Here is a 21,246-nt window from a genome sequence, read left to right as displayed (position 1 = left end):
AGCAAAGGAGGATTAACGATGAACAAACGTAAATATTGGGATGTATTTATTAAGGAAGATTATTTTTCTGATTTCTATTTTTTTAATGTAGGTCATGAAATTTGTGCGCCACTGCACTATGGTCCAACCATGAGGGAAAATTATGTTGTGCATTACATAGTATCAGGAGAGGGAATCTTTGAAAGAAATGGAGGAAAGAAGCATTTAAAAAAAGGAGATTTTTTTGTTATTCGTCCCAACGAGGTGAATTTCTATCAAGCAGATGAAACAAATCCATGGGAATATTACTGGCTTGGGTTTAACGGAAGTCGAGTACCGGAATTGTTGTTATGCAATGGCATCAATGACCATGATTCAGTTGGAACCGTTTCACCCGATAATGAGTTACAGAAGCTATTCGAAAGAATGATGAAAATGGATTTATTTGATATAAAGGAAAAAATGAGTGTACAGGCATTGTTTTATACGATTTTTGCTCATTTCAAAATCGAAAAGAACTATTATCTGCTCAATCCAACGAATATAAAGCAGAAAAAGTATAGTGAATTATTTTTTCTTTTTGTTCACAATAATTATTCGTGCCTCGACCTTTCGATTCAGAAAATCGCTGAGTCAATAAACCTTACTCCAGCTTATCTCAGTCAGGTTATTAAAGAAGAAATAGGTGTTTCTCCTGTTCAATATTTAAAAACTCACCGCCTGCAACAAGCAAGTATTCTATTGAAAACCAGTGAAAAAACCGTTTATGAAATTGCTGAGGAAGTAGGATATTCAAATGTGGACTCCTTTTCGAGAGCATTTAAAAATGCGTTTGGCGTTTCACCGACAAATTTCCAGAAAAACAAACAGGATTTGATTTTTCACTAATACTCTCTCGTTTTCATCTTAAGATCTCTAAATGAAGAAAGAAAATCCCCATCAAGAAAATTTCTTGGTGGGGATTTTGGTGGGGAACCACTTGTTAAATCAATGTTCACGCTTCAATTTATGTTACTAGGTTACTCCCACTCAATCGTAGCTGGCGGCTTGGAAGTGATGTCGTAAACGACGCGGTTGACGTTCTCGACTTCGTTGACAATCCGCACGGAGATTTTCTCCAGCACATCCCACGGAATACGTGCCCAGTCTGCGGTCATGCCGTCGATGGAGGTTACGGCGCGAATGCCTACGGTGTAGGAGTAGGTCCGGGCATCACCCATAACACCCACGCTCTTCATGTTCGGCAGCGCGGTGAAATACTGCCAGATTTCGCTCTCCAGTCCGGCCTTGGCGATTTCCTCACGCAGAATATAGTCCGAATCCCGGACGATCGTCAGCTTGTCTTCCGTAACTTCGCCCAGCACGCGGATGGCAAGGCCCGGTCCCGGGAACGGCTGGCGCCATACAATAGCATGCGGCAGGCCGAGCTCCTCGCCTACCTTGCGCACCTCATCCTTAAACAGTGTATTCAGCGGCTCGATCAGGCTGAACTTCATGTCCTCCGGCAGTCCGCCGACGTTATGATGTGATTTGATCGTCTGCGCCGTGGCGGTTCCGCTCTCTACGATATCCGTGTACAGCGTTCCCTGTGCAAGGAAATCGAAATCGCCGAGCTTCGCCGATTCCTCATCGAAGCAATAGATAAATTCGTTGCCGATAATCTTGCGCTTCTGCTCGGGGTCGTCTACGCCGGTCAATTTGCCGAGGAAACGCTCACGGGCGTCGATTTTGATGACGTGAATGTCGAATTTACCGACGAACGTCTCCATGACGCTCTCGGCTTCGCCTTTGCGCAGCAGACCGTGGTCGATGAACATACAGGTCAGCTGGTCGCCAATGGCACGGTGAATCAGCATGGCGACAACGGAAGAATCAACGCCGCCGCTCAGAGCGCACAGCACCTTCTTGTCGCCAACCTTGGCGCGGATATCCTGGACAGCATCCTCGATAAAGGATTCCATCGTCCAGTTGCCCTCGCAGCCGCAGATTTCGTACAGGAAATTCGAGATCATCTCGTTGCCGTGTACGGAGTGACGCACTTCGGGATGGAACTGCACCGCGTACAGCTTCCGTCCTTCATGGCTCATCGCCGCAATCGGCGCGCTCTCGGTACCGGCATCGAGTTTGAAGCCTTCCGGAAGCAGTGATACATGGTCGCCGTGGCTCATCCATACGGTCTGGCTGCCTTCCAGCCCTTTAACCAGGATGGCGCCGGGTTCAAAATTCAGATCCGCCTTGCCGTATTCCCGCTTGGAGGCGCGTTCGACCTTGCCGCTGAGCTGATGGGCCATCAGCTGCATGCCGTAGCAAATGCCGAAAATCGGCAATCCAAGATCATAAATCGCCGGATCAACATGCGGAGCATCCTCGGCATAAACGCTCATCGGGCCGCCGGAGAATACGATGCCTTTAGGCGAAAGTTCCTTGATCCGTTCGATCGGCGTATTGTACGGCAGAAGCTCGCTGTATACTCCTAAATCCCGAATTCTGCGCGCGATTAATTGGTTATATTGTCCACCGAAATCGAGAACAACGATAATTTCATTTGGCTTGTTCATTACTTGCCTCCCTTGATTGTTGGATTCATTATACGAGAACGTAATTCGCACCGTCAAGGAAAGGCGGACAGGCTGCGAAGTAATCGCTTACGGATTCTTTTAGCGGAAAGTTTTCACAGATGCATAATGTGCTTTCGCAATCGAAAAATATAGCTTCGGCTGACCCGTATGCTGACCTGTATAAGGAAGTTAATAATTGAAGTCAATCATTTCGCGAGCACTCCCCCCGGGGTATATGAATTCGAGATGGACCCGAAAGCGCCATTTGGGACCGCCAAACGTTGAACTTTATTATTGCAGGCATGGGCTATGGCCTCTGTGGCACCGGCAACACCATGGGGGCCCAAGTCAAGTTGGCTGTGATTTAGTTCTGCGTCTTACAAAAACTACTAAAGTGCAGGTTTTTCCAGCGAATGCGTATGCCTGCAGGAAATTCCTACAATTGTGCAGGTATTTTGAGGCTATACCGGCTGCATATGAGGTTGAACGGGTAAAAAACTGCATTTTATCAGGCATATTGTGCAGTGGCGACTATCAAGATGACAAAAGATGTACAATCGCAGGTTATCTGCAAAAAAGCGAGAGGCGGCCGTCCGAACGGCTGCCTCTTTAGCTCAAATAGAAAGCGATCCGCAGACAATCGCGCAGGAATGCTCTTATGCTCCCGAGAGCCGGCGTCTCCGGGAATCCGTAAGTCTCTGAAGGCGGTGAAGGTTCCGGGAATACCGCCGGAATGGCGGAGCCGCTGGCTAAGCGGCGGATGCGCTGCGGGAGGCTGCGCGCAGGGCCGGAGCCCGGCAAGCAGTTGCCAGCCGGAGCGGGGTCCGGTCCGGAGACGGCGGGCTGATGCCGTCCAAGCGGACCGGGAACGCCGGGCTGACGCCGTTCAAGCGGAGCGAGGTCCGGTCCGGGAACGCCGGGCTGACGCCGTTCAGGCGGAGCGAGGTCCGGTCCGGAGACGGCGGGCTGACGCCGTTCAGGCGGAGCGGGGGCCGGTCCGGGAACGCCGGGCTGACGCCGTTCAGGCGGAGCGAGGGCCGGTCCGGGAACGCCGGGCTGATGCCGCCCAAGCGGACCGGGACCGGCCCTGCGCAGATCAGGGCCGCCCGCGCCGCCGTACGCCAGCGCCTCCCAGCGGCGGACGAACCGCCGGACGGCTGCGCGCAGTCCGGCATCGTTAATGGGCAGGGACGCGGCGTACTCCCTGCCCGTCATCCCCGGCGGGGGCGGGCCGTAGCGCGCGGCCAGCACCCGCCAGACCAGGGACGCGGCCAGCAGCAGCCGCTCCCTGCCCAGGGCGCTGCGCCCGAGGCGCAGCAGCGCCAGGCTCCGCCGCCAGCGCCACGCGGCGGTGGCAAGCAGCGCCGCCGCTGCTGCGGGCGGCGCCGGAGCCTGTCCGCCCCCGGGAACCGGGGCGGACGGCATTCCCGCGCCGGCAGCGGCAGGCGCGGGGTGCCCCGGCGGCGCGGGCGCAGCCGCCGGGGGGCTGTCTGGCAGCGCGGAGCCCGCTGCCGAGGCCGGCGTCGGGTCGAAGGGGACCCAGCCCGCGCCGGCAAAATACACCTCGACCCAGGCATGGGCATCGCCCTGGGTCACCATATACCGCTGCGGCCCGGGTCCCGCTTCCTTCCGGCCAGGTGCATAGCCCTGGACATACCGGGCCGGAATGCCGGAGCTGCGCAGCAGGACAGTCATCGCGGAGGCGAAATGGACGCAGTACCCCTTCTTTTCCGTGAACAGAAAATCGTCGACAAAGTCGGCCCCTTCCGGCGGCACTCGCGTATCCAGCGTATAAGGATACGTTACTTGCAAATAATCGCGGACAGCCAAGGCCGCGTCGTACCGGCTGCCTGCGGAGTCCGTAAGGCGAGCGGCCAGCATCCGGACCCGCTGCGGCAGAGAGGACGGAAGTTCCAGACCGGCTGCTGCAATCTCAGGAGGGTCGCTGCCCGCCAGCTTCCGCAGCACGGCGGGATCACTCTCGGGCAGCAGCGAATCCACCGTATACTCGGTCACTTTGGAGGAGCCTGCCAGGTCGGGCAGAGCGAAGCTGCCCTTCTCTCCGCCTGCCAGAATATAGCCGAGCAGGCTCCCGTCAAGCTGTCTGACATCCGAGACGGATAGCACCTTGCCGGCGCCAAACACGGGAATGCCGCCAGCGGACGGAGACGCGAAACGGAACCGCTGACGAAGAACACGTCCGCCCGCAGACTTGGCATCCCCGGAAGAAAGGGCGGTCAGACTTAGCGGTGAGGCTGGAGCAGCCGACTTCGTCCAGCGGCGCCCGTCATACCGGTCCAAGCTTTCTCCGCGCAAGTAGGTGGATCGGGAGCTTTCCACCGTGAAGACCGGGTCGCCGCTTCGCGTGAGCGGCCCGCCCAGCTCGCCGCCTGAGCCGTATCCCGTGATCCCTGCGGTGCCCGCAATCTCGGCCGCGCGGCTGCGCAGTCCATCGAATGCCCAGTCCCGCAGCTGCTGGGCAGCCGACTTCAGCGGCTGAACCCGGTCCGGCTGTCCGCCCGGCAGCTCTGCTCCGGTCCAGGCTGCGGCCGTCAGACTCCCCGCCAGCAGACAAGCGGCGCCGGTCCAGCGGAGGAACGGGACTCGGGCTGCGGCGCCGGCCCTTTCCAGCAGGCGCGGCAGGCCGCTCATTCCTTGCATCCACGCAATGAGCGCTCCCGCCAGTATGATCTCGGCGGTTGTATCGCTTCCGAGACCCTTATCCAGGATCAACAGATAAATCAGCGTCACGGATGTGAACAGCATTGTGCTTCCCCTGAACAGCGCAAGATGCTGCACCGATAAGACGAGCAGGCTCCAGCCTGCCAGCAGGAGAAGAAGGCGGCTTGCGGCGCTCATTTCAGCGATTTTGCCGGAAAGAAGAAGGATGCCGTCATGCCCCATAGTCTGGAGAAGACCATCAGGCCAAGCCGCTCTCGCGGACGACGAGCATAGATAGAACCATGACAGCGCAAAAATAGCCAGTTGGACCGGAAACGTATGCCAGGGAGATGCCCGAAACACCCCGGCGATAAGCAGCGCTGCGGCCATTAATGCCAGAACTCCCAGCAGCCTTTCCGTCTCCGCCCCCAAATCCATCCGGTACAGCGGATGCAGCCAGTCCGCGAATAATCCGAACAGGGACAGGGAGAACAGAGCCCGGTAGCTTAAAGACAGTGATTCAGGGGCACCTCCGTCTCTGTGGTCCGTTAGGGCAGCGGTCCGATTCATCCGAGCCGTCCCGTTCCTATACCCGGACCCGGCAATATGAGGATGCGTAGAATCGGGCATAGTTCCCGATTTGCCGGACTGCCGCTTCCAAATCCGGGACATGGACGCAGAGCCTCGGCCGCTGCGCAATTTCTCTCCGACTTTCTTCCTTCCGCCGCCCGGCGTGTTCTGCTTGTCCAATCTCTCCCGCTTAACGATTTTGTTCGGCCCATCCGGGTTGTTCCGCTCTGCTTCATCCGTTCCGGACGTCATCCCAGATGAGGCTGCGGGGGAGGAAGCAGGCGGCTTAACGCGCCGACGGCTTGCGGGATAATTCATCCGCTGTCCCCTCCCTGCCCCTGTAGGGCTGCGCATGCTCAAGGCAGTACAGTCCCGCTCCCAGACGGCCCAGACTGCCGCAAATTGTCTCGGCGGGCGCGGAACGCGCAGAGACTACCGTATGCTGCCCATTCAAATGCCGCATGTGTTCAGGGGCTGCGGAGAGTCGGCCGTCCGCCTCTTCATACAAAGCGGCATACTTAGCGTTTGAAACCGAAGCCGCTCTATCCCATACATAATACAGATCCACCTTGATCCCCTGAGCGAGCAGCCGAGAGATGGTTAATGCGGCTTCCCGGTCCGGGCGGCCGGTGATCACCGCAATGCTCATCCCCGGAATGCACTGCCGGGAGGCATCTTCCAGCAGCCTTGCCAGCGTGCGCGTTCCATCCGGCGCCACCTCGGCAAGCGTATCCAGCACTCTGGCCGGGATAATGCCCATTCCTTCGTATCTCGCCATTCCTTCGGGCCAGCCGCCAGTGAACAATTGGGCGTAAGAGCCTGTGCGTTCCGCAGCAAGCAGCAAGCCCAGGGCAGCCGAGACGGCCAGTTCAAAGGCCGGAGTTCCCTGCAAACAACTTCCCCGGGGAGGGAGCGATTCCCACGGCGTTTCATAGGAAGCGGGGCAGTTGTCCAGGACGACGCAGAACATGCGGCCTTTCTCCCTCTCGGGAACGCGGCTTTGCAGAGAACCGCGCCGGGCCGTATTTTTCCAGTCCACCCGGTTCATCGGATCTCCCGGCTGATAATTTCGGATATCCGACTCTTCCTCCGCTCCCTTACGCCTCCGGCTCTTGGCTGAGGCTACCCCTGGTCCGGCGCCGGAATCGGCGCAGACCTCTCCGCAATACAGCGGAGCCGGCATCACTTTAAATTCCCGGTTCCCCTCGGGAGCGCTTGTTCCAGTGAACCAGCCCGGCAAATCTCCCCAGCTGACGCGGCAGGAACGCAGCTGCTGGCGGCCCCGGGGCAGCCATTCCAGATTATAGGTGTATTGAAATGAACGCTGGAATCCGGGGAACAGCAGCAGACGGTGGTCCCCGCAGGTCCAATGCTCTTCAATCATCATCCAGGGAATCGGCAGACGGCAGCGGAAGCTGAGATCGACCGTTACCATCACGCTGTTCCCTGCCGTCGGCTGAACCGGAGAGAGCGTCCGGACGAGCTCAAATTGACTAGGGCCGAGCACCTGCAGCAAGAGCCCGCCAAGCATCACCAGCCCGATAAATATTAGGAGAAACAGGAGGGCAGAGCCGCCAAGCCAGCCGTACAGCCCTGCGATGATGCCCATTGCGCCCAGCGCCCGCGCCCATTGACCGGGCAGATTCGGATTTGGAGAAACGGCAGGGCTATCGGGCCTGCGGATTGGTTTCATCAATGGACATCCTTCCTTTTCCTTAGGGATTTGTCATTATTATTCCCATGAAAAGGAAAAGACAGACCTTACGATATTCCCGTGTTCGTGTGTGCGGCTTTAGGATGCTTTTACCCTCCGTTCTTCCGGAACCGATGTCGCTCCAATCAGGCGATGTCCGGCGGACTTCAGTAAATCCCTCAGCGGCAGCCAGATGGCGCCTCCTCTAAGCGTAACTTCCGAGGCGATTGCTCCCCGGTTCCCGTCCCCAGCGGTAAAGGCGAGTTCACCGACATCCGTATCCGCTGTTATTGTCCGCCCATTCAGCACCGCCAGGCCGCTGTGAGTGCCGGTATCCCAGCTCACTTGTCCGCCAAGCCGCTCGACTACGGCCCGCAGCGGAACGATATACTGACCGTTCTCAATCCGGTATTCCCCCGGCTGCAGCGAAGTTTGCAGCGTTCCGGCTTCGACCGCCAGCGGTTTTCCGGGCGCAAACAAGGCGGCATTCGGGGTTATATTGGCAGCGATCCATGCTTCGTTAGGCTTAGTTCTTTCAGCGGCTCGCTTGTCCGGATGAGGCTTGAATTGAACCGGCTCACTGCTGCTGTCCAGCGTCTTGAAGACATAACCCGCTGCTTTGTACTTTTTAATGATTTCCGGCAGCGCCTTTGCGCTTTCCTGATGTCCCGCTCCGTCATGAAGCAGCAGGACGACTCTGGAAGATTGGGTATCCTGAACGGAGTTCTTCAGTATTTCCGCGGCCGGTACTCCCCTCCGTACCGAATCACCGCTGTCCACCGTCCAGTCCGCAGCCAGGTAGCCCGCTTGCTTCATCAGATGGAAGTAGGTATCATCAAAATGTCCGTATGTTCCGCCAGGGGCACGGACAAGCTGCGGCCGCACTCCGGTAATCTGGCGGACGATTTCTTCCGTTTTTTTGATTTGACTCCAGAAATATGTAAATCCGCTGTATAAATCTTTATAATTATGATCATAGGTATGATTGCCGATGGCATTCCCCTGTTCCCAAATCGCGTTAATCAGCTCAGGACGGGTTTCCGCCTGGTCTCCGATCACAAAGAACGTCGCCTTCACCTGCTCCCGCCGCAGAATCTCAAGCACTTTGGGGGTAACGGCGCTGGGACCGTCGTCGAAAGTGAGATAGACTGTCTTTTGTGCGGCTCTATTCTTAGCGGGCGCCGGCATGGCTTTAGCCTTGCTTACGCCAGCCCCGGAGATGCGGGATACAGGCGCCCGGCCTTCCGGAGAAGCCGGCGGCAGGCCGACAAATGGCATCGGTTGACTGCTGCCGCGCACCACCAAGCCAGGGTGTGCTTGTCCGCTCAGAGCACCGGAGATTGCCGAATGAGGCGATGCGCCGTCCCTTCCTTCGGCTGCTCCGCCGCTGTCAGCGGCATCAAGCTTCCCGGATGATTTTTCTAAAGGGGGAGGCCCTGCTTCACGGTAAATCAGAGCGGCCATGAGGACCACAGCGGCAAGCACAAGCCGGACAGCCGTACGGCGACTGATTCCGCGCTTTTTCCGAACCATATTCTCTACCTCCAGCATTCTATTGGCTGCTACAGCCTTCTGTTGGATTTATATGAGGACAAGCCGGAAATTAGACATGTCTTCCCGCCAGTAAGCAGCCGGTGCCGGAAGTAAGAATAAAAAACTTGAAGCGGCATATGCCCATCTTTTTGGAGAGTGACATCAACTATGGAAATGCTGAATTGGATACAGGAATTATTCGGGAAGTATGGGTATAACGTGCTGTTCTTCGGGCTGCTGCTGGAATTTATCGCATTGCCCTTCCCCGGGGAGACAACGATGGCGTTCGCCGGATACCTGTCCTATACAGGGCGGCTCGACTTTATGATATTGATTATCGTCGCCTTTTTCGGAACGACAATTGGGATGACTATCACCTATTTCATCGGCCTCAAAGCTGGAATGCCGTTTATTCAGCGGTACGGACGGTGGTTTTTGTTCTCTCCTGCCAAGCTTGAAAAAACGCAGCGCTGGTTCGAGCGGTACGGCAGCGGTCTGATTACAATCGGGTATTTTATTCCCGGCGTGCGCCATTTTACCGGTTATTTCTCCGGCATTATCGCTCTTCCTTTCCGCAAGTTCGCCCTCTACGCCTATGGCGGCGCGCTGTTCTGGGTCATTCTGTTTCTCGGGATCGGCCGGCTGTTCGGACCCCAGTGGACGGCTGTATTCCATCTGTTTGAGGCTTACGCCCCATGGATCGTGCTGGCCGCCGTCCTGCTGGCCGCGATGATTGTCGTCTACCGCTTCCGTTTCAGCCGCAGACCCAAAGCTCTAAGCGTAATGGGCACGGTTAAGGAGTCCTCGAAAGAACGCTGACTTTCCTACCCTTTCTGTCCTTCACCCATGCGTACACCCCCAGAAGAACGGCAATTGCGGCAAAACAGACACCTCCCGCAAGCCCCATTAAGCGGGGCTCCACTCTGGCTAGCAGATAACCGGCCAGCAGCATGGACAAGCCGAGTACCGTACTGCCCGCCGCCGTCATCAGCCCGAACAGAAGAGGCTGCCACCTGGCGGGCGTCTCCCGCATTAGCAGCGTATCGAGAGAGGCGGACCCGATCCCCGACACCAGAGACGCAAGAATATACAATCCGCAGACTGCCGCAAAGCTCCCTGCCGCGCTGATGCCGATGTGAAGCAGCCCTTCCAGCAGCAGCCCGCCCAGCGCCGCCGCCAACAGGTTCCGCTTAACCAGGCTCCCGGCCCAAAAGCTCAGTGTAAGCCCGGCGCCGAGCGATGCGTAAAAAGCCCCCACACCAATATCTCCCGCGTGAAATACACGGATGGCATACACGCTGATCAGCACATTGTCGAGTCCGCTCACAAGCGAAACAAGCAGCTCATAGCCCAGCACAATTTGCAAGCATACGCTTCCGGCGATGAAAGCAGCCAGGCCTTTGGACCGTGAGGAGCGTTCGGCCACCCCGGGTTTTGCCGCCGGGTCCGTCCCCTCTTTAGCTTCATCTTCCTGCCCTTCCGGCGGGGTACGGGGGAATGAAATCCCCGAGATGATGAGCGCCGCGCCCAGGAAGGAGACGGCATTCAGAACGAACGCAATCTGCGGACCGAACCAGTGGGAGACGAAGCCGCCTGTCAAAGCACCCAGAATGAGCACGCAGCCGGTCAGCATCTGCTCCATGCCGTTAGTCCTCAGCAGAGCGTCCCTCTGCGCAAGGAGCGGTATGGACGATTTCCGCACCGGGGCATAGATCGCCTCTCCCGCAGCCAGCATAAAGCTGCCGACGTACAGCAGCCACAGCCGATCCTCCCCCGTAACCCACAAAAAAGACAAGGCGAACGGAACCCGCGCGATATCGGCTGCCATCATAACCGTCTTGCGCGGCAGCTTCCCTCCCAGAAAGCCGCCCAGCGGCGCGAGCGCCAAATAAGGTATGAGCTTAACCCCGAGCGACAGGCCGACGGCCATGCCCGACCCGGTAAGCTGGAGAATCAGCGACAGCATGGCAACCTGACTGAAACGATCCCCGATCCCGTTGATGATGCCGGCAGCAAACAATCGGTAATAACCGCCGCTTATGCCGCCCTTGGCGGTGCTTTGTTGTGTCATAACGTTCATCCTCACTATTACAAAATTAAATAAATATCTAATTAGATAATAATCGAATGTATAGAGGATGGCAATCCCTAGCCCTTCCGGGATTCGAAAAAAGGGACACATCCCGGTTTAAGACAACCTGGGATATGTCCCTTTTATAATATCGGCTATACGGGCTTATGCCGTTATTCCGTTCCCGGAGTGACTGCGTTCCCGGTCTCCAGAAAATCCGCCTCCGGCGATGTCTTGCGGATGAAGAAGGCCAGCACCAGGCCGATCACCGTCACCCATGTCGCGACGATAAAGGCGTGGGTAACGCCGTGAATCATCGCTTCCTGCGAGAACTTCGCAAAAGCGGCCTTGTCGGTTTGCGATACCTGGCCGCTCATGACGGCGTCCCTAATTTCGCTCTTCGTGTTGTTCGTCATCAGGCTGACGAACAACGCCATCCCGAGCGCCCCCGCTACCGCCCGCAGCGTATTGGCCATAGCCGTGCCATGTGAGCTGAGTCGCTGCGGCAGCTGGTTAAGCCCGGCGGTCGTAATCGGCATCATCAGCATCGACAAGCCGAACATCCGCGCCGTGTATGTCAGAATCAAATGCGTATACGTGGTCGAATCGGTCAACTGGCTGAACTCCCATGTCGTAATAACCGTAATGATCAATCCGGTGATCGCGAGCCATCTGGCGCCGATTTTATCGAAAATAATGCCGGTCACCGGTGACATGATCCCCATCAGGATCGCTCCGGGCAGCAGCAGCAGGCCGGAATCCAGCGGAGTGAAGCCGCGGATATTTTGCAGGTACAGCGGCAGCAGGATCATGCCTGAGTACAGCGTCATCGTTACGATAATATTAATGACTGTCGTGAGTGAATACATGTTGTAGCGGAAGATGCGGAACTCAAGCATGGGCTTCTTCGCAACCAATTCTCTCCACACGAGCAGACCGAGTCCGACGGCGCCTACGATCAGGGCGCCCATCACTGTTTCACTGTCCCAGCCGCCCATTCCGGCTTCGCTGAAGCCATACAACAGCCCGCCAAAGCCGAGCGTCGAGAAAATAATCCCCAGCTTATCCAGCTTAGGTGATGTTTTGACCGTTACATTCTGCATAAACTTAACGCCCAGCAGCGTAGTGAGCACGGCCAGCGGCAGCACGATATAGAACAGTACCCGCCACGAATAGTTCTGCACCACCCAGCCGGAGAGAGTCGGGCCTACAGCCGGAGCGAGAATCATGGCGACCGCCATCAGCCCCATCGCTTTGCCGCGCTCCTCAATCGGGTAGATGATCAGAAATACGATGTTCATCAGCGGCATCAGGATACCGGCTCCGGCTGCCTGGATGACCCGGCCGACCATAATCATCTCAAAGCCGGTACCCAGAGCGCATATCAGCGTACCGAATGAAAATAAGGCCATTGCCGTTATAAACAGCGTACGCGTCGTAAACTTCTCGACCAGATAGGCGCTCACCGGAACACACACCCCGTTCACCAGCATAAAGCCGGTGGTAAGCCACTGCGCCATATTGAACTCAATCCCCAGACTGTTCATCATTTGCGGCAGGGCGACGTTCATTAGCGTCTGATTCAGCAGCGCGACGAAGGCGCCGATCAGCAGCGCCGCGATAATCGGGCCTCTGCGAATATGTTTTGCTGCCGATGCAGCAGTTGCCGTGATCGTACTCATTGTTCTAATGTTTCTCTCCCTCGTTCTAATATTTGAATGATTTGGCCGTGAATCCTCAGCAGCTCCTGCGCATCTTCCGGCGGAATTTGAGTCAGCGGAAGCAGATGCTGTCTCAGTGACACATCGGTCTTCTCCTTGATTTCCCTGCCCTTCTCCGTAAAAGCGATCCGATAGATCCGGCGGTCTTCCTCCGAACGCCGCCTGGTAATCAATCCCGCCTTCACCATTCGTTCAACGATGCCGCTTACCGCGCTGTTGCCAAGGTAAAGCTTTTCCGCCAGTTCGGTAACTGACATATCGGGATACTGGGAGAGCCTGCGCAGCACCATAAACTGGGTGGGAGTAATGCCAAGCTGCTCCGCCTCCTTCCCGAGCAATTGCTGAAAAGAATGGCTGATGCGCCGAAAAGAAGATACGATCTCGCCAAGCTGTTCTCTGCCCTCCATCTATTTTTGCCTCCATCTGTTTTAAATCTATATATTTCGCATACGAAATATTTTACTGCTTACTAAATTGCGCGTCAATGTATTTCTGGAAATTTCTGAAAAACAAAAAAAGAGATGATATCCCGATTGGAATCATCTCTTTAATTTAATTCGCAAAACAAGGCCAAGACTTTTGGGTAACCAGCCTATACGGCGGTTAGACGAGCCGGCGGCCACACCGCTTTTCGTCTAAGCCTGCGCCGTCTCCAGCTTTGTCCCCGCCGTGGTCCCGGCTGACTCTTGGAAAAGCGCTCCGCCGCTTTCCAGTTCCTTGGCGATCGACATCATCAGCTTGATCCGATTCGTCTGGTTCACCGCACTGACGCCCGCATCGTAGTCGATGGCGGCAATATTGGCGCTTGGATACAATTCTTTCAGCCCTTTCATCGTCCCGCGTCCGGTAATATGGTTCGGAAGGCAGGCGAACGGCTGGATGCAGACGATATTGTTCACTCCATGATCAAGCAGGTCCATCATCTCGGCGGTCAGGAACCAGCCCTCACCCATCTGGTTGCCTACCGACACAAGTCTTTCGGCTTTTTCGGCAAGACGGTAGATGTTCTTGTCTTTATGGGCGAGTCCCAGACCTTCAAGCGCCGCTGTGATCGGCTTGCGGTACATCTGTATATACGTAATGAGCAGCGGGTTGATCAGCCCGAGCGTCTTGCTCTTCCCGAACTGCTCCGCCCCGTAAATCGGATTGTACACACAGTAGAAGAAGAAATCGAGAAAATCGGGCATTACCACTTCCCCGCCCTCGGCCTCGATCAGATCAGCAAGCCGGTTGTTGGCGTCGGGATGGAACTTGATCAAAATCTCGCCGACCACGCCTACCCGCGGCTTAACCTCCGTCGTCACCGACAGACGGCTGAAGCTTGACGCAATCTCGCGGGATAGCCGCTTATATTCACGGAACGAGAAGGAGGATAAGCTGTCCTTGCAGCGCTCCATTCCCTGGCGGAACAGGGCTTCTGCGCTTCCCGGAACCTTCTCGTAAGGTCTGAAGCGGTATAGCAGCCGCATTAGCAGGTCGCCGTAGCAGGCGGCGGCGAACATCCGGTTGATCATCTTGAACCCGATCCGGAAGCCCGGCTGGCTCTCAAGACCCGAGGCGTTCAGCGACAGAACCGGAATCTTTCCAAGCCCCGCATCCTTCAGCGCTTTGCGCAGCAGGGAAATATAATTCGTTGCCCGGCAGCCTCCGCCCGTCTGCGACATAATGACCGCCGTCCGGTCCGGATCGTAATCGCCGCTCTGCAGCGCCGACAGAATCTGGCCGATTGTCACAATCGCCGGGTAGCAGGCATCATTGTTGACATACTTCAGTCCTTCCTCCGTCTCCTCGGGACCGGACTTCTCAAGCACCTTGAGACGGTAGCCGAAATCCTGGAACACCCGCTCGAACAGCTCGAAGTGGATCGGCGACATTTGCGGCGCCAGAATCGTATACGCCGACTTCATGTCCTTCGTAAAAGTCACTCTCTGCTCGTCTTCCTTCGCTGCACGAGGTGCGGCTTCTCCTTGCTCGCGCTCGCGCATCGCCGCGAGCAGCGAGCGCAGCCGGATGCGGGCCGCGCCCAAATTGCTGATCTCGTCGATCTTGATCAGCGTGTACACCTTGCCCTGCCGTTCCATAATCTCCTGCACCGCGTCGCAGGTGATCGCGTCGATGCCGCAGCCGAACGAGGTGAGCTGCACCAGTTCAAGATCGCTGCGTGACGCCGCGAGCCGCGCGGCTCTGTATATGCGGGCGTGATAGGTCCATTGGTTGACGATGCTGATGTCGCTTTCTTCGCTCCCCAGGTGGAAGATCGCATCTTCGGTAAGAACCGCCAGCCCCATTCCCGTGATGAGCTCCGCGATTCCGTGGTTAATTTCCGGGTCGGCGTGGTACGGATGCCCGCAGAGCAGGATGCCTTTGGTTCCGGTTTCCTCAAGGAATGCCAGCGTCTCCTCGCCTTTTCGCCGCAAATCGCTCTTGGCCCGTTCCGCTTCCGCCTGACCGGCCTTCACGGCGGCGGCAATTTCCTCCCTCGGGATATAAGGGAAGGTCCGCGCCAGTCCTTTGATCAGCGCCTGAGTGTCGTCAAAGGTCAGGAACGGGCTGACGAGCGGGATCCCCTTCTCCTTGAGGCCGTCCATATTGTTGCGGATGACCTCCGGATAAGAGGCGACGACCGGACAGTTATAATGGTTGTCGGCACTTTGATCCTCTTTCTTCTCGTACACGATGGCAGGGTAGAAGATAAAATCAACGCCCTGGCCAAGCAGGCTCTGCACATGGCCGTGGGCCATCTTGGCCGGATAGCAGACCGCTTCGGACGGAATGGTGTCCATTCCGCTTTCGTACAGCTTTTTGTCCGATTTCGGGGACAGCACCACCTTGTAGCGAAGCGCGGTAAAGAACGTGTGCCAGAACGGATAGTTCTCGAACAGGTTCATGGCGCGCGGCAGCCCGACAACGCCCCGTGCCGCCTCCGCACCCTGCAAAGGCTCGTAATCAAAGAACCGGTCATATTTATACTGCATCAGGTTCGGCAGCGCGTTCTTCTCCTTCTTCCCTCCGGCGCCGCGCTCGCAGCGGTTGCCGGTCACATGGAAGCTGCGGTCCGGGAACCGGCTGATGGTCAGCGGGCAATTATTGCCGCAGCGTCCGCACCGGCCCTGGGTCACCTCGTAAGTAAAGCTCTCCAGCTCCTGCGGGCCGAGCAGCGTGCTGACGCCGCTCTCGGCCGCGTTCTCTCTGGCGAGCAGAGCGCAGCCGTAGGCCCCCATTACACCGGCGATATCCGGGCGGATGACGGTTCTTCCCGTCAGCTGCTCAAATGCGCGCAGCACCGCTTCGTTGTAAAACGTGCCGCCCTGCACGATGATATGTTCTCCAAGTTCATCAAACCTGCGGATTTTGATAACCTTCTGCAAGGCATTCTTAATGACGGAGTAGGCTAAACCGGCAGACAGGCCGGACAAGGACGCCCCTTCCTTCTGCGCCTGCTTAACCTTGGAATTCATGAATACGGTGCAGCGCGAGCCGAGATTGACCGGGTCCTTCGACTGCAGCGCGGCCTCGGCGAACTCGGCGACGCCCAGGCCGAGCGCCGAGGCGAAGCTCTCCAGAAAGGAACCGCAGCCCGCCGAGCAGGCTTCGTTCAACATGAGGCTGTCGATGACGCCGCCGCGGATTTTGATGCATTTCATATCCTGGCCGCCAATATCGAGAATGAAGTCGACTTTTGGCATAAATTTGGCAGCGGCCCTGTAGTGGGCGACCGTCTCCACTTCGCCGCCGTCGGTCTTCAGCGCTGCCTTGATCAGCCCCTCGCCGTAGCCGGTCGCGTAGGAGCCGGCGATATGGCAGCCTTCCGGCAGCTGCCGGTATATATCCTTCAGTGCGTCGCTTACCGATTGCAGCGGATTCCCTCGATTGCTTCCGTAATATGTATACAGAATTTCGTCGCTTGCGCCCGTCAGCACAAGCTTCGTTGTCGTTGAACCCGCGTCAATGCCGAGGTAGCAAGGGCCTCGGTAAGAGGACAGATCTGCCCGAACTGCCGCCGCTTCCGAATGGCGCCGTCTAAATTCCGCAAGGTCGGCCTCCGACTCAAAGAGCGGCGGCAGTTCGCCGTCCTCGGAACGCTCGGACGCGAAATCGATCGCGGCAATCCGGTTCCGCCACTCCGCAAGCGGCGCGGCGGAACTGCCGCCATCGGATAACGCCGAGCCGATCGCCACGAAATACTGCGATCTCTCCGGAAACAGAATGTCTTCTTCCGCGAGCTCCAGCGTTTCTGCGAACCGGGCCCGAAGCTCAGACAAATAAGTCAGCGGACCGCCCAGAAAAGCGACCCGGCCGCGGATCTTACGCCCGCAGGCCAGACCGGCGATCGTCTGATTCACGATGCTTTGGAAGATCGAGGCCGCAACATCCTCCCGGCGCGCCCCTTCGTTAAGCAGCGGCTGAATGTCGCTCTTGGCGAATACACCGCAGCGGGAGGCGATAGGATAAATCCGCTGATGATCCGCCGCGAGTCTGTCAAGTCCGGTGGGATCGGTCTGCAGCAGCGCCGCCATCTGGTCGATGAAAGCGCCTGTCCCGCCCGCGCATGCGTTGTTCATCCGCTGCTCAATGCCGCCGCTGAGGTAAATGATTTTGGCGTCCTCTCCACCAAGCTCAATCGCGGTATCGCAGGAGGGAAGCAGTTCGCTGATCGCTTTTGTACAAGCGATAACCTCCTGAACGAAGGGTACGTTCCCTATCTTGGACAGAGACAAGCCGGAAGAACCGCTTACCGCGAGCGCCGCTTCCCTATCCGGAAACAGGGATATCACTTTATCAAGCAAAGAGAGAACCGCTTTTTTTATATCACTATAGTGTCTTACATAATCCTCATGAACGACCAGGTTCCGCTCCATGACAACCAATTTAGCCGTAGTCGACCCCACATCCAGTCCGATCTTCAGCTGCATCCTGCTATCACCACGCCTTATTGAAAATTTTAACTATAGGAAAAATATCACATAACAGACTGCTAAAAGCTGTTAAAAATGTAACAGTAAAAAATTTAACGGAACGCCTGGAGCTTCAAATACCTACACTATTCCCCGTCAAGGGTCGCCGCAACCGCCTCCGCGTGGCCCTTTACCCGCACCTTTTTCCATATGTCGGACACGACGCCCTGCTCATCGATCAGGAAGGTGGAACGCACAATGCCCATAAATTCCTTGCCGTACAGTTTCTTAAGCTGCCATACGCCGTACTGCTCGCTTACCTTATGGTCCTCGTCGGAGAGCAGCAGAAAGGGCAGTTCATTCTTTGCGATAAATTTGGCGTGCGACTGGAGACTATCGGGGCTGACGCCCAGAATAACGGCTCCCTTGGCCGTAATCCGGTCATTGACGTCTCGAAATTCGCAGGCTTCCTGGGTGCAGCCCGGCGTCATATTTTTCGGATAAAAATAAAGCAGCACCTTCCGTCCTCTATACTGGCTTAAGGTGACTTCGCTTCCGTCCGAGGCGGGCAGCGTAAAGTCCGGCGCCTCTTGTCCAATGGACAGCTCTTCCATAATTCATGCACTCCTCTAATTAGGTTTATGGCTCTTCGGGGCGTTATATGGCCCGCGGGGTGTACAATTGATTGTATCCATAAAAGAAATTATAATGTAGGGAATGCAAATGTGAAAGGAAGAGCGAGAATGCCGCCAAGGTCGAAAAGACACGCCAAGAAGGGAAAATCCAAGAAAACTCTGGTTCGGAGCCTGATAATCCTCCTTCTGCTTCTGGCCGGAGGAGCCGTATATTACTTCACATCCATCTACCAAGGTCTTAACAGCATGCAGAAGCAGGGCGAAGATTCTCCATTCGCAAATGTGGAAACGGTAGACGCTGATACGCCCGATCCTCCGAAATGGGAGGGAACGGAACCCGTTAATATCCTGCTGATGGGTGTCGATGCGCGCGGCGTAAAAAAGGGCGAAATCCCCCGATCGGACACGATGCTGGTGGTCTCTCTCGACCCGGTGAAGAAGAAGGCTCACGTCTTCTCCATCCTCCGGGATACTTACGTATCGATTGAAGGTTATGACAAAAATCGCGTGAATACCGCCATAATCCACGGCCCCAATACGGCGATGAAGACCGTCGGCGATCTGCTCGGGATTCCGATTCAATATTACGTCTACACCGACTTTCAGGGCTTTATCAAGCTTATAGATGCGGTCGGCGGCATTGACTATACGGTCGAGAAGGACATGGTCTACAAGACCATAGCTGACGGCCCCGAGTACGATATCAATCTTAAACAAGGCTATCAGCACCTTGACGGCAGCAAGGCGCTCCAGTATGTCCGTTTCCGCCACGACGCCACCTCGGACTATACGCGCACGCAGCGTCAGCGCGCTTTTCTTAGCGCCGTAGCGGACAAGCTCAAGAGCACCACTTCGCTCGTCAAGCTTCCCGGCATACTGTCGCAGGTCAGCCCCTATATCGACACGAACCTGTCAGTGAACGATATGTGGAAGCTGGCGAGCGTAGGGTATGACAGCAGCGTGGCCGGCAGTGAACAGATCCCGCCGAACAACCTGCTGGAAGAAAGAAATGCCGGCAAGCTCGGTTCCGTGCTCGACATCCGCGACCCGGATAGACTGAAAGAGTTCGTACAGGAGACGCTGAACGAACCGGAGCCGTCGCCGGGGGCTTCTCCTTCCGCTTCATCCGCCGCCGGGGCCGGACAGTAGATTTTACTTCGGAGCTGTGCGCCCCGCTATGGCGGCGCAGCTTCAGAAAGAACGCATAAGTCGTTACATGACAGACAGCATAACAGGCATTGCCCCTCACGGGCGGACGGCGGATCGGCGCCTTCCGCCCGTTGACGCGCGTGCACCCAAATATGAGCTCAGCAAGAACACCGAGCCGAAAGGATGACCCATTTATGAATCGTTCCACCTCAGAACAGCTGTACCAGGAAGCGCTCCAGCACATCGTTGGAGGCGTAAATAGCCCCTCCAGATCCTTCAAGGCAGTAGGCGGCGGAGCGCCCGTCTTCATGAAGCGCGCCTCCGGCGCCCATTTCTGGGACGAGGACGGCAATCGCTACATCGATTATCTCGCGGCCTTCGGTCCCGTTATTACCGGGTTCGCCCATCCGCATATTACCGCCGCCATTACGAAGGCCGCGGAGAACGGTGTGCTGTACGGAACCCCGACGGCGCTCGAGATTACCCTCGCCAAAATGATCAAGGAAGCCATTCCTTCGCTGGACAAAGTCCGGTTCGTCAATTCCGGCACCGAAGCCGTCATGTCGACGATCCGGGTCGCGCGGGCGTTCACCGGCCGGACCAAGATCATCAAGTTCGCCGGCTGCTACCACGGCCATTCCGACCTGGTGCTGGTCGCCGCAGGCTCCGGCCCGTCCACGCTGGGCATCCCGGACAGCGCCGGCATTCCGGTAAGCATCGCGCACGAAGTCATTACCGTGCCGTTCAACAATCTGGACGGGCTGCGCGAGGCGCTGAACAAATGGGGCGGTGATGTCGCCGCCGTCATGGTCGAGCCGATCGTCGGCAACTTCGGCATGGTTATGCCGAAGCCCGGGTTTCTTGAAGGCATGTGCAAGCTGGCGCATGACAATGGCTCGCTCGTCATTTACGACGAGGTAATTACCAATTTCCGCTTCCATTACGGCGGCGCGCAGACCTACGCCGGACTTGCCAACCATGATCAGATCATCCCCGATCTGACGGCGATGGGCAAAATCTTCGGCGGCGGCCTGCCGATCGGCGCTTACGGGGGCCGCAAGGAAATTATGGATCAGGTCGCGCCGCTCGGACCGGCTTATCAGGCCGGCACGATGGCGGGCAATCCCGCATCCATTTCGGCAGGCATCGCCTGCCTGGAAGTTCTGCAGGGTGCAGGCGTATACGAGGAAATGGAGCGGCTGGCGATCCGCTTGACGGACGGACTGAAAGAATCGGCGGACCGTCACGACATTCCGCTGACAATCAACCGCATCCGTGGCGCCTTCTCCACCCATTTCTGCGATCATCCTGTCACCAACTACGACGAGGCTCAAGCTACCGACGGCGAAGCATTCGGCAGCTTCTTCCGCCATATGCTGAACCGCGGCATCAATCTGGCGCCTTCGAAGTTCGAAGCGTGGTTCCTGACCACGGCGCACACCGATGAAGACATCGATGCTACCCTGGAAGCGGCGGAAGCCTCCTTCCGTGCGATGAAGGAAGAAAGATAAGCTGACGCGAAGCTTATACAGTCTTATATTTCAAGAATATACGCCGTTCAAAGACAGACACTGTCGTCCTTGAACGGCTTTTTGGCGTGCGGTGGGGTAGTCAGTCCTAAGCCAGCGCACCGCTAACGGCTCACAAGGCCGGGGACAGTCTTGTTGAAGCGGATGATCCGATGGGGATATCCTTGCAAGCAGCCCTTTTTTTCCGCCGAAATAACGCAGAAGAAAAGCGGCCGACGCTTTCGGTTACGCAAGCTGCAGCCGCCTTGATTC

At 56.8% G+C, this 21,246-nt stretch carries 13 protein-coding genes; 4 read left to right on the top strand and 9 right to left on the bottom strand.

Features of this window, described 5'->3' with window-relative positions:
* The first annotated feature begins 18 nt into the window (after positions 1–18).
* On the top strand, positions 19–867 hold the full coding sequence (locus PDUR_RS27040) for an AraC family transcriptional regulator (RefSeq protein ID WP_052409975.1): 849 nt from the start codon (positions 19–21) through the stop codon (positions 865–867).
* Positions 868–998: 131 nt separating this feature from the next.
* Here the strand turns inward: PDUR_RS27040 and guaA are convergent, their stop codons facing one another.
* The 4 genes from guaA to PDUR_RS03260 form a co-directional block, all read right to left on the bottom strand.
* The gene (gene guaA, locus PDUR_RS03275; protein WP_042205085.1) at positions 999–2,537 is read right to left on the bottom strand and encodes a glutamine-hydrolyzing GMP synthase; all 1,539 of its coding nucleotides are present in this window, start codon (positions 2,535–2,537) and stop codon (positions 999–1,001) included.
* Positions 2,538–3,146: 609 nt separating this feature from the next.
* Positions 3,147–6,086, bottom strand: coding sequence for a transglutaminase-like domain-containing protein (locus PDUR_RS03270; protein ID WP_042205084.1), 2,940 nt, complete (start codon positions 6,084–6,086; stop codon positions 3,147–3,149).
* Positions 6,055–7,461: a DUF58 domain-containing protein gene (locus PDUR_RS03265; RefSeq protein WP_042205083.1), complete on the bottom strand. Its 1,407-nt coding sequence runs from the start codon at positions 7,459–7,461 to the stop codon at positions 6,055–6,057. The genes PDUR_RS03270 and PDUR_RS03265 overlap by 32 nt, the downstream gene beginning before the upstream one ends.
* A gap of 99 nt (positions 7,462–7,560) precedes the next feature.
* On the bottom strand, positions 7,561–8,994 hold the full coding sequence (locus tag PDUR_RS03260; RefSeq protein ID WP_042205082.1) for a polysaccharide deacetylase family protein: 1,434 nt from the start codon (positions 8,992–8,994) through the stop codon (positions 7,561–7,563).
* Positions 8,995–9,162: 168 nt separating this feature from the next.
* On the opposite strand from PDUR_RS03260, the gene PDUR_RS03255 reads away from it, so the two are divergent.
* A complete protein-coding gene (locus PDUR_RS03255) occupies positions 9,163–9,813 on the top strand; it encodes a DedA family protein (RefSeq protein ID WP_042205081.1) in 651 nt (216 codons plus the stop codon).
* Here the strand turns inward: PDUR_RS03255 and PDUR_RS03250 are convergent.
* The 5 genes from PDUR_RS03250 to bcp form a co-directional block, all read right to left on the bottom strand.
* Positions 9,788–11,065, bottom strand: coding sequence for an MFS transporter (locus PDUR_RS03250; protein WP_042205079.1), 1,278 nt, complete (start codon positions 11,063–11,065; stop codon positions 9,788–9,790). The two genes, PDUR_RS03255 and PDUR_RS03250, sit on opposite strands and share 26 nt — an antisense overlap.
* Before the next feature lie 173 nt (positions 11,066–11,238).
* Positions 11,239–12,747 carry a DHA2 family efflux MFS transporter permease subunit gene (locus tag PDUR_RS03245; protein ID WP_042205078.1) on the bottom strand — a complete coding sequence of 503 codons (1,509 nt, stop codon included), beginning with the start codon at positions 12,745–12,747 and terminating at the stop codon, positions 11,239–11,241.
* Positions 12,744–13,193 (bottom strand): MarR family winged helix-turn-helix transcriptional regulator, encoded by a 450-nt coding sequence (locus PDUR_RS03240; protein ID WP_042205077.1) that lies wholly within the window; start codon positions 13,191–13,193, stop codon positions 12,744–12,746. Before PDUR_RS03240 ends, PDUR_RS03245 begins: the two co-directional genes overlap by 4 nt.
* A gap of 228 nt (positions 13,194–13,421) precedes the next feature.
* Entirely contained in the window at positions 13,422–17,699 is a 4,278-nt protein-coding gene (locus tag PDUR_RS03235) for a 2-hydroxyacyl-CoA dehydratase (RefSeq protein ID WP_081949369.1), read from the bottom strand.
* Between the two features lie 128 nt (positions 17,700–17,827).
* Positions 17,828–18,295 carry a thioredoxin-dependent thiol peroxidase gene (bcp, locus tag PDUR_RS03230; protein WP_042205076.1) on the bottom strand — a complete coding sequence of 156 codons (468 nt, stop codon included), beginning with the start codon at positions 18,293–18,295 and terminating at the stop codon, positions 17,828–17,830.
* 129 nt (positions 18,296–18,424) lie between these two features.
* On the opposite strand from bcp, the gene PDUR_RS03225 reads away from it, so the two are divergent.
* Together PDUR_RS03225 and PDUR_RS03220 are read left to right on the top strand one after the other, a co-directional pair.
* On the top strand, positions 18,425–19,465 hold the full coding sequence (locus PDUR_RS03225) for an LCP family protein (protein WP_042205075.1): 1,041 nt from the start codon (positions 18,425–18,427) through the stop codon (positions 19,463–19,465).
* Positions 19,466–19,659: 194 nt separating this feature from the next.
* A complete protein-coding gene (locus PDUR_RS03220; RefSeq protein WP_042205074.1) occupies positions 19,660–20,976 on the top strand; it encodes a glutamate-1-semialdehyde 2,1-aminomutase in 1,317 nt (438 codons plus the stop codon).
* Positions 20,977–21,246 lie beyond the last annotated feature (270 nt).

This window comes from Paenibacillus durus (genome assembly GCF_000756615.1).
GTDB classification, from domain to species: domain Bacteria; phylum Bacillota; class Bacilli; order Paenibacillales; family Paenibacillaceae; genus Paenibacillus_AQ; species Paenibacillus_AQ durus.
The sequence above is the reverse complement of the archived record's forward strand: the minus strand, read 5'-3'. Positions and strand labels throughout refer to the sequence as shown.

Coding starts and splice junctions, on each gene's coding strand:
- PDUR_RS27040 (WP_052409975.1), top strand. CDS start 19: ATGAACAAACGTAAATATTGGGATGTATTTATTAAGGAAGATTATTTT.
- guaA (WP_042205085.1), bottom strand. CDS start 2,537: ATGAACAAGCCAAATGAAATTATCGTTGTTCTCGATTTCGGTGGACAA.
- PDUR_RS03270 (WP_042205084.1), bottom strand. CDS start 6,086: ATGAATTATCCCGCAAGCCGTCGGCGCGTTAAGCCGCCTGCTTCCTCC.
- PDUR_RS03265 (WP_042205083.1), bottom strand. CDS start 7,461: ATGAAACCAATCCGCAGGCCCGATAGCCCTGCCGTTTCTCCAAATCCG.
- PDUR_RS03260 (WP_042205082.1), bottom strand. CDS start 8,994: ATGGTTCGGAAAAAGCGCGGAATCAGTCGCCGTACGGCTGTCCGGCTT.
- PDUR_RS03255 (WP_042205081.1), top strand. CDS start 9,163: ATGGAAATGCTGAATTGGATACAGGAATTATTCGGGAAGTATGGGTAT.
- PDUR_RS03250 (WP_042205079.1), bottom strand. CDS start 11,065: ATGACACAACAAAGCACCGCCAAGGGCGGCATAAGCGGCGGTTATTAC.
- PDUR_RS03245 (WP_042205078.1), bottom strand. CDS start 12,747: ATGAGTACGATCACGGCAACTGCTGCATCGGCAGCAAAACATATTCGC.
- PDUR_RS03240 (WP_042205077.1), bottom strand. CDS start 13,193: ATGGAGGGCAGAGAACAGCTTGGCGAGATCGTATCTTCTTTTCGGCGC.
- PDUR_RS03235 (WP_081949369.1), bottom strand. CDS start 17,699: ATGCAGCTGAAGATCGGACTGGATGTGGGGTCGACTACGGCTAAATTG.
- bcp (WP_042205076.1), bottom strand. CDS start 18,295: ATGGAAGAGCTGTCCATTGGACAAGAGGCGCCGGACTTTACGCTGCCC.
- PDUR_RS03225 (WP_042205075.1), top strand. CDS start 18,425: ATGCCGCCAAGGTCGAAAAGACACGCCAAGAAGGGAAAATCCAAGAAA.
- PDUR_RS03220 (WP_042205074.1), top strand. CDS start 19,660: ATGAATCGTTCCACCTCAGAACAGCTGTACCAGGAAGCGCTCCAGCAC.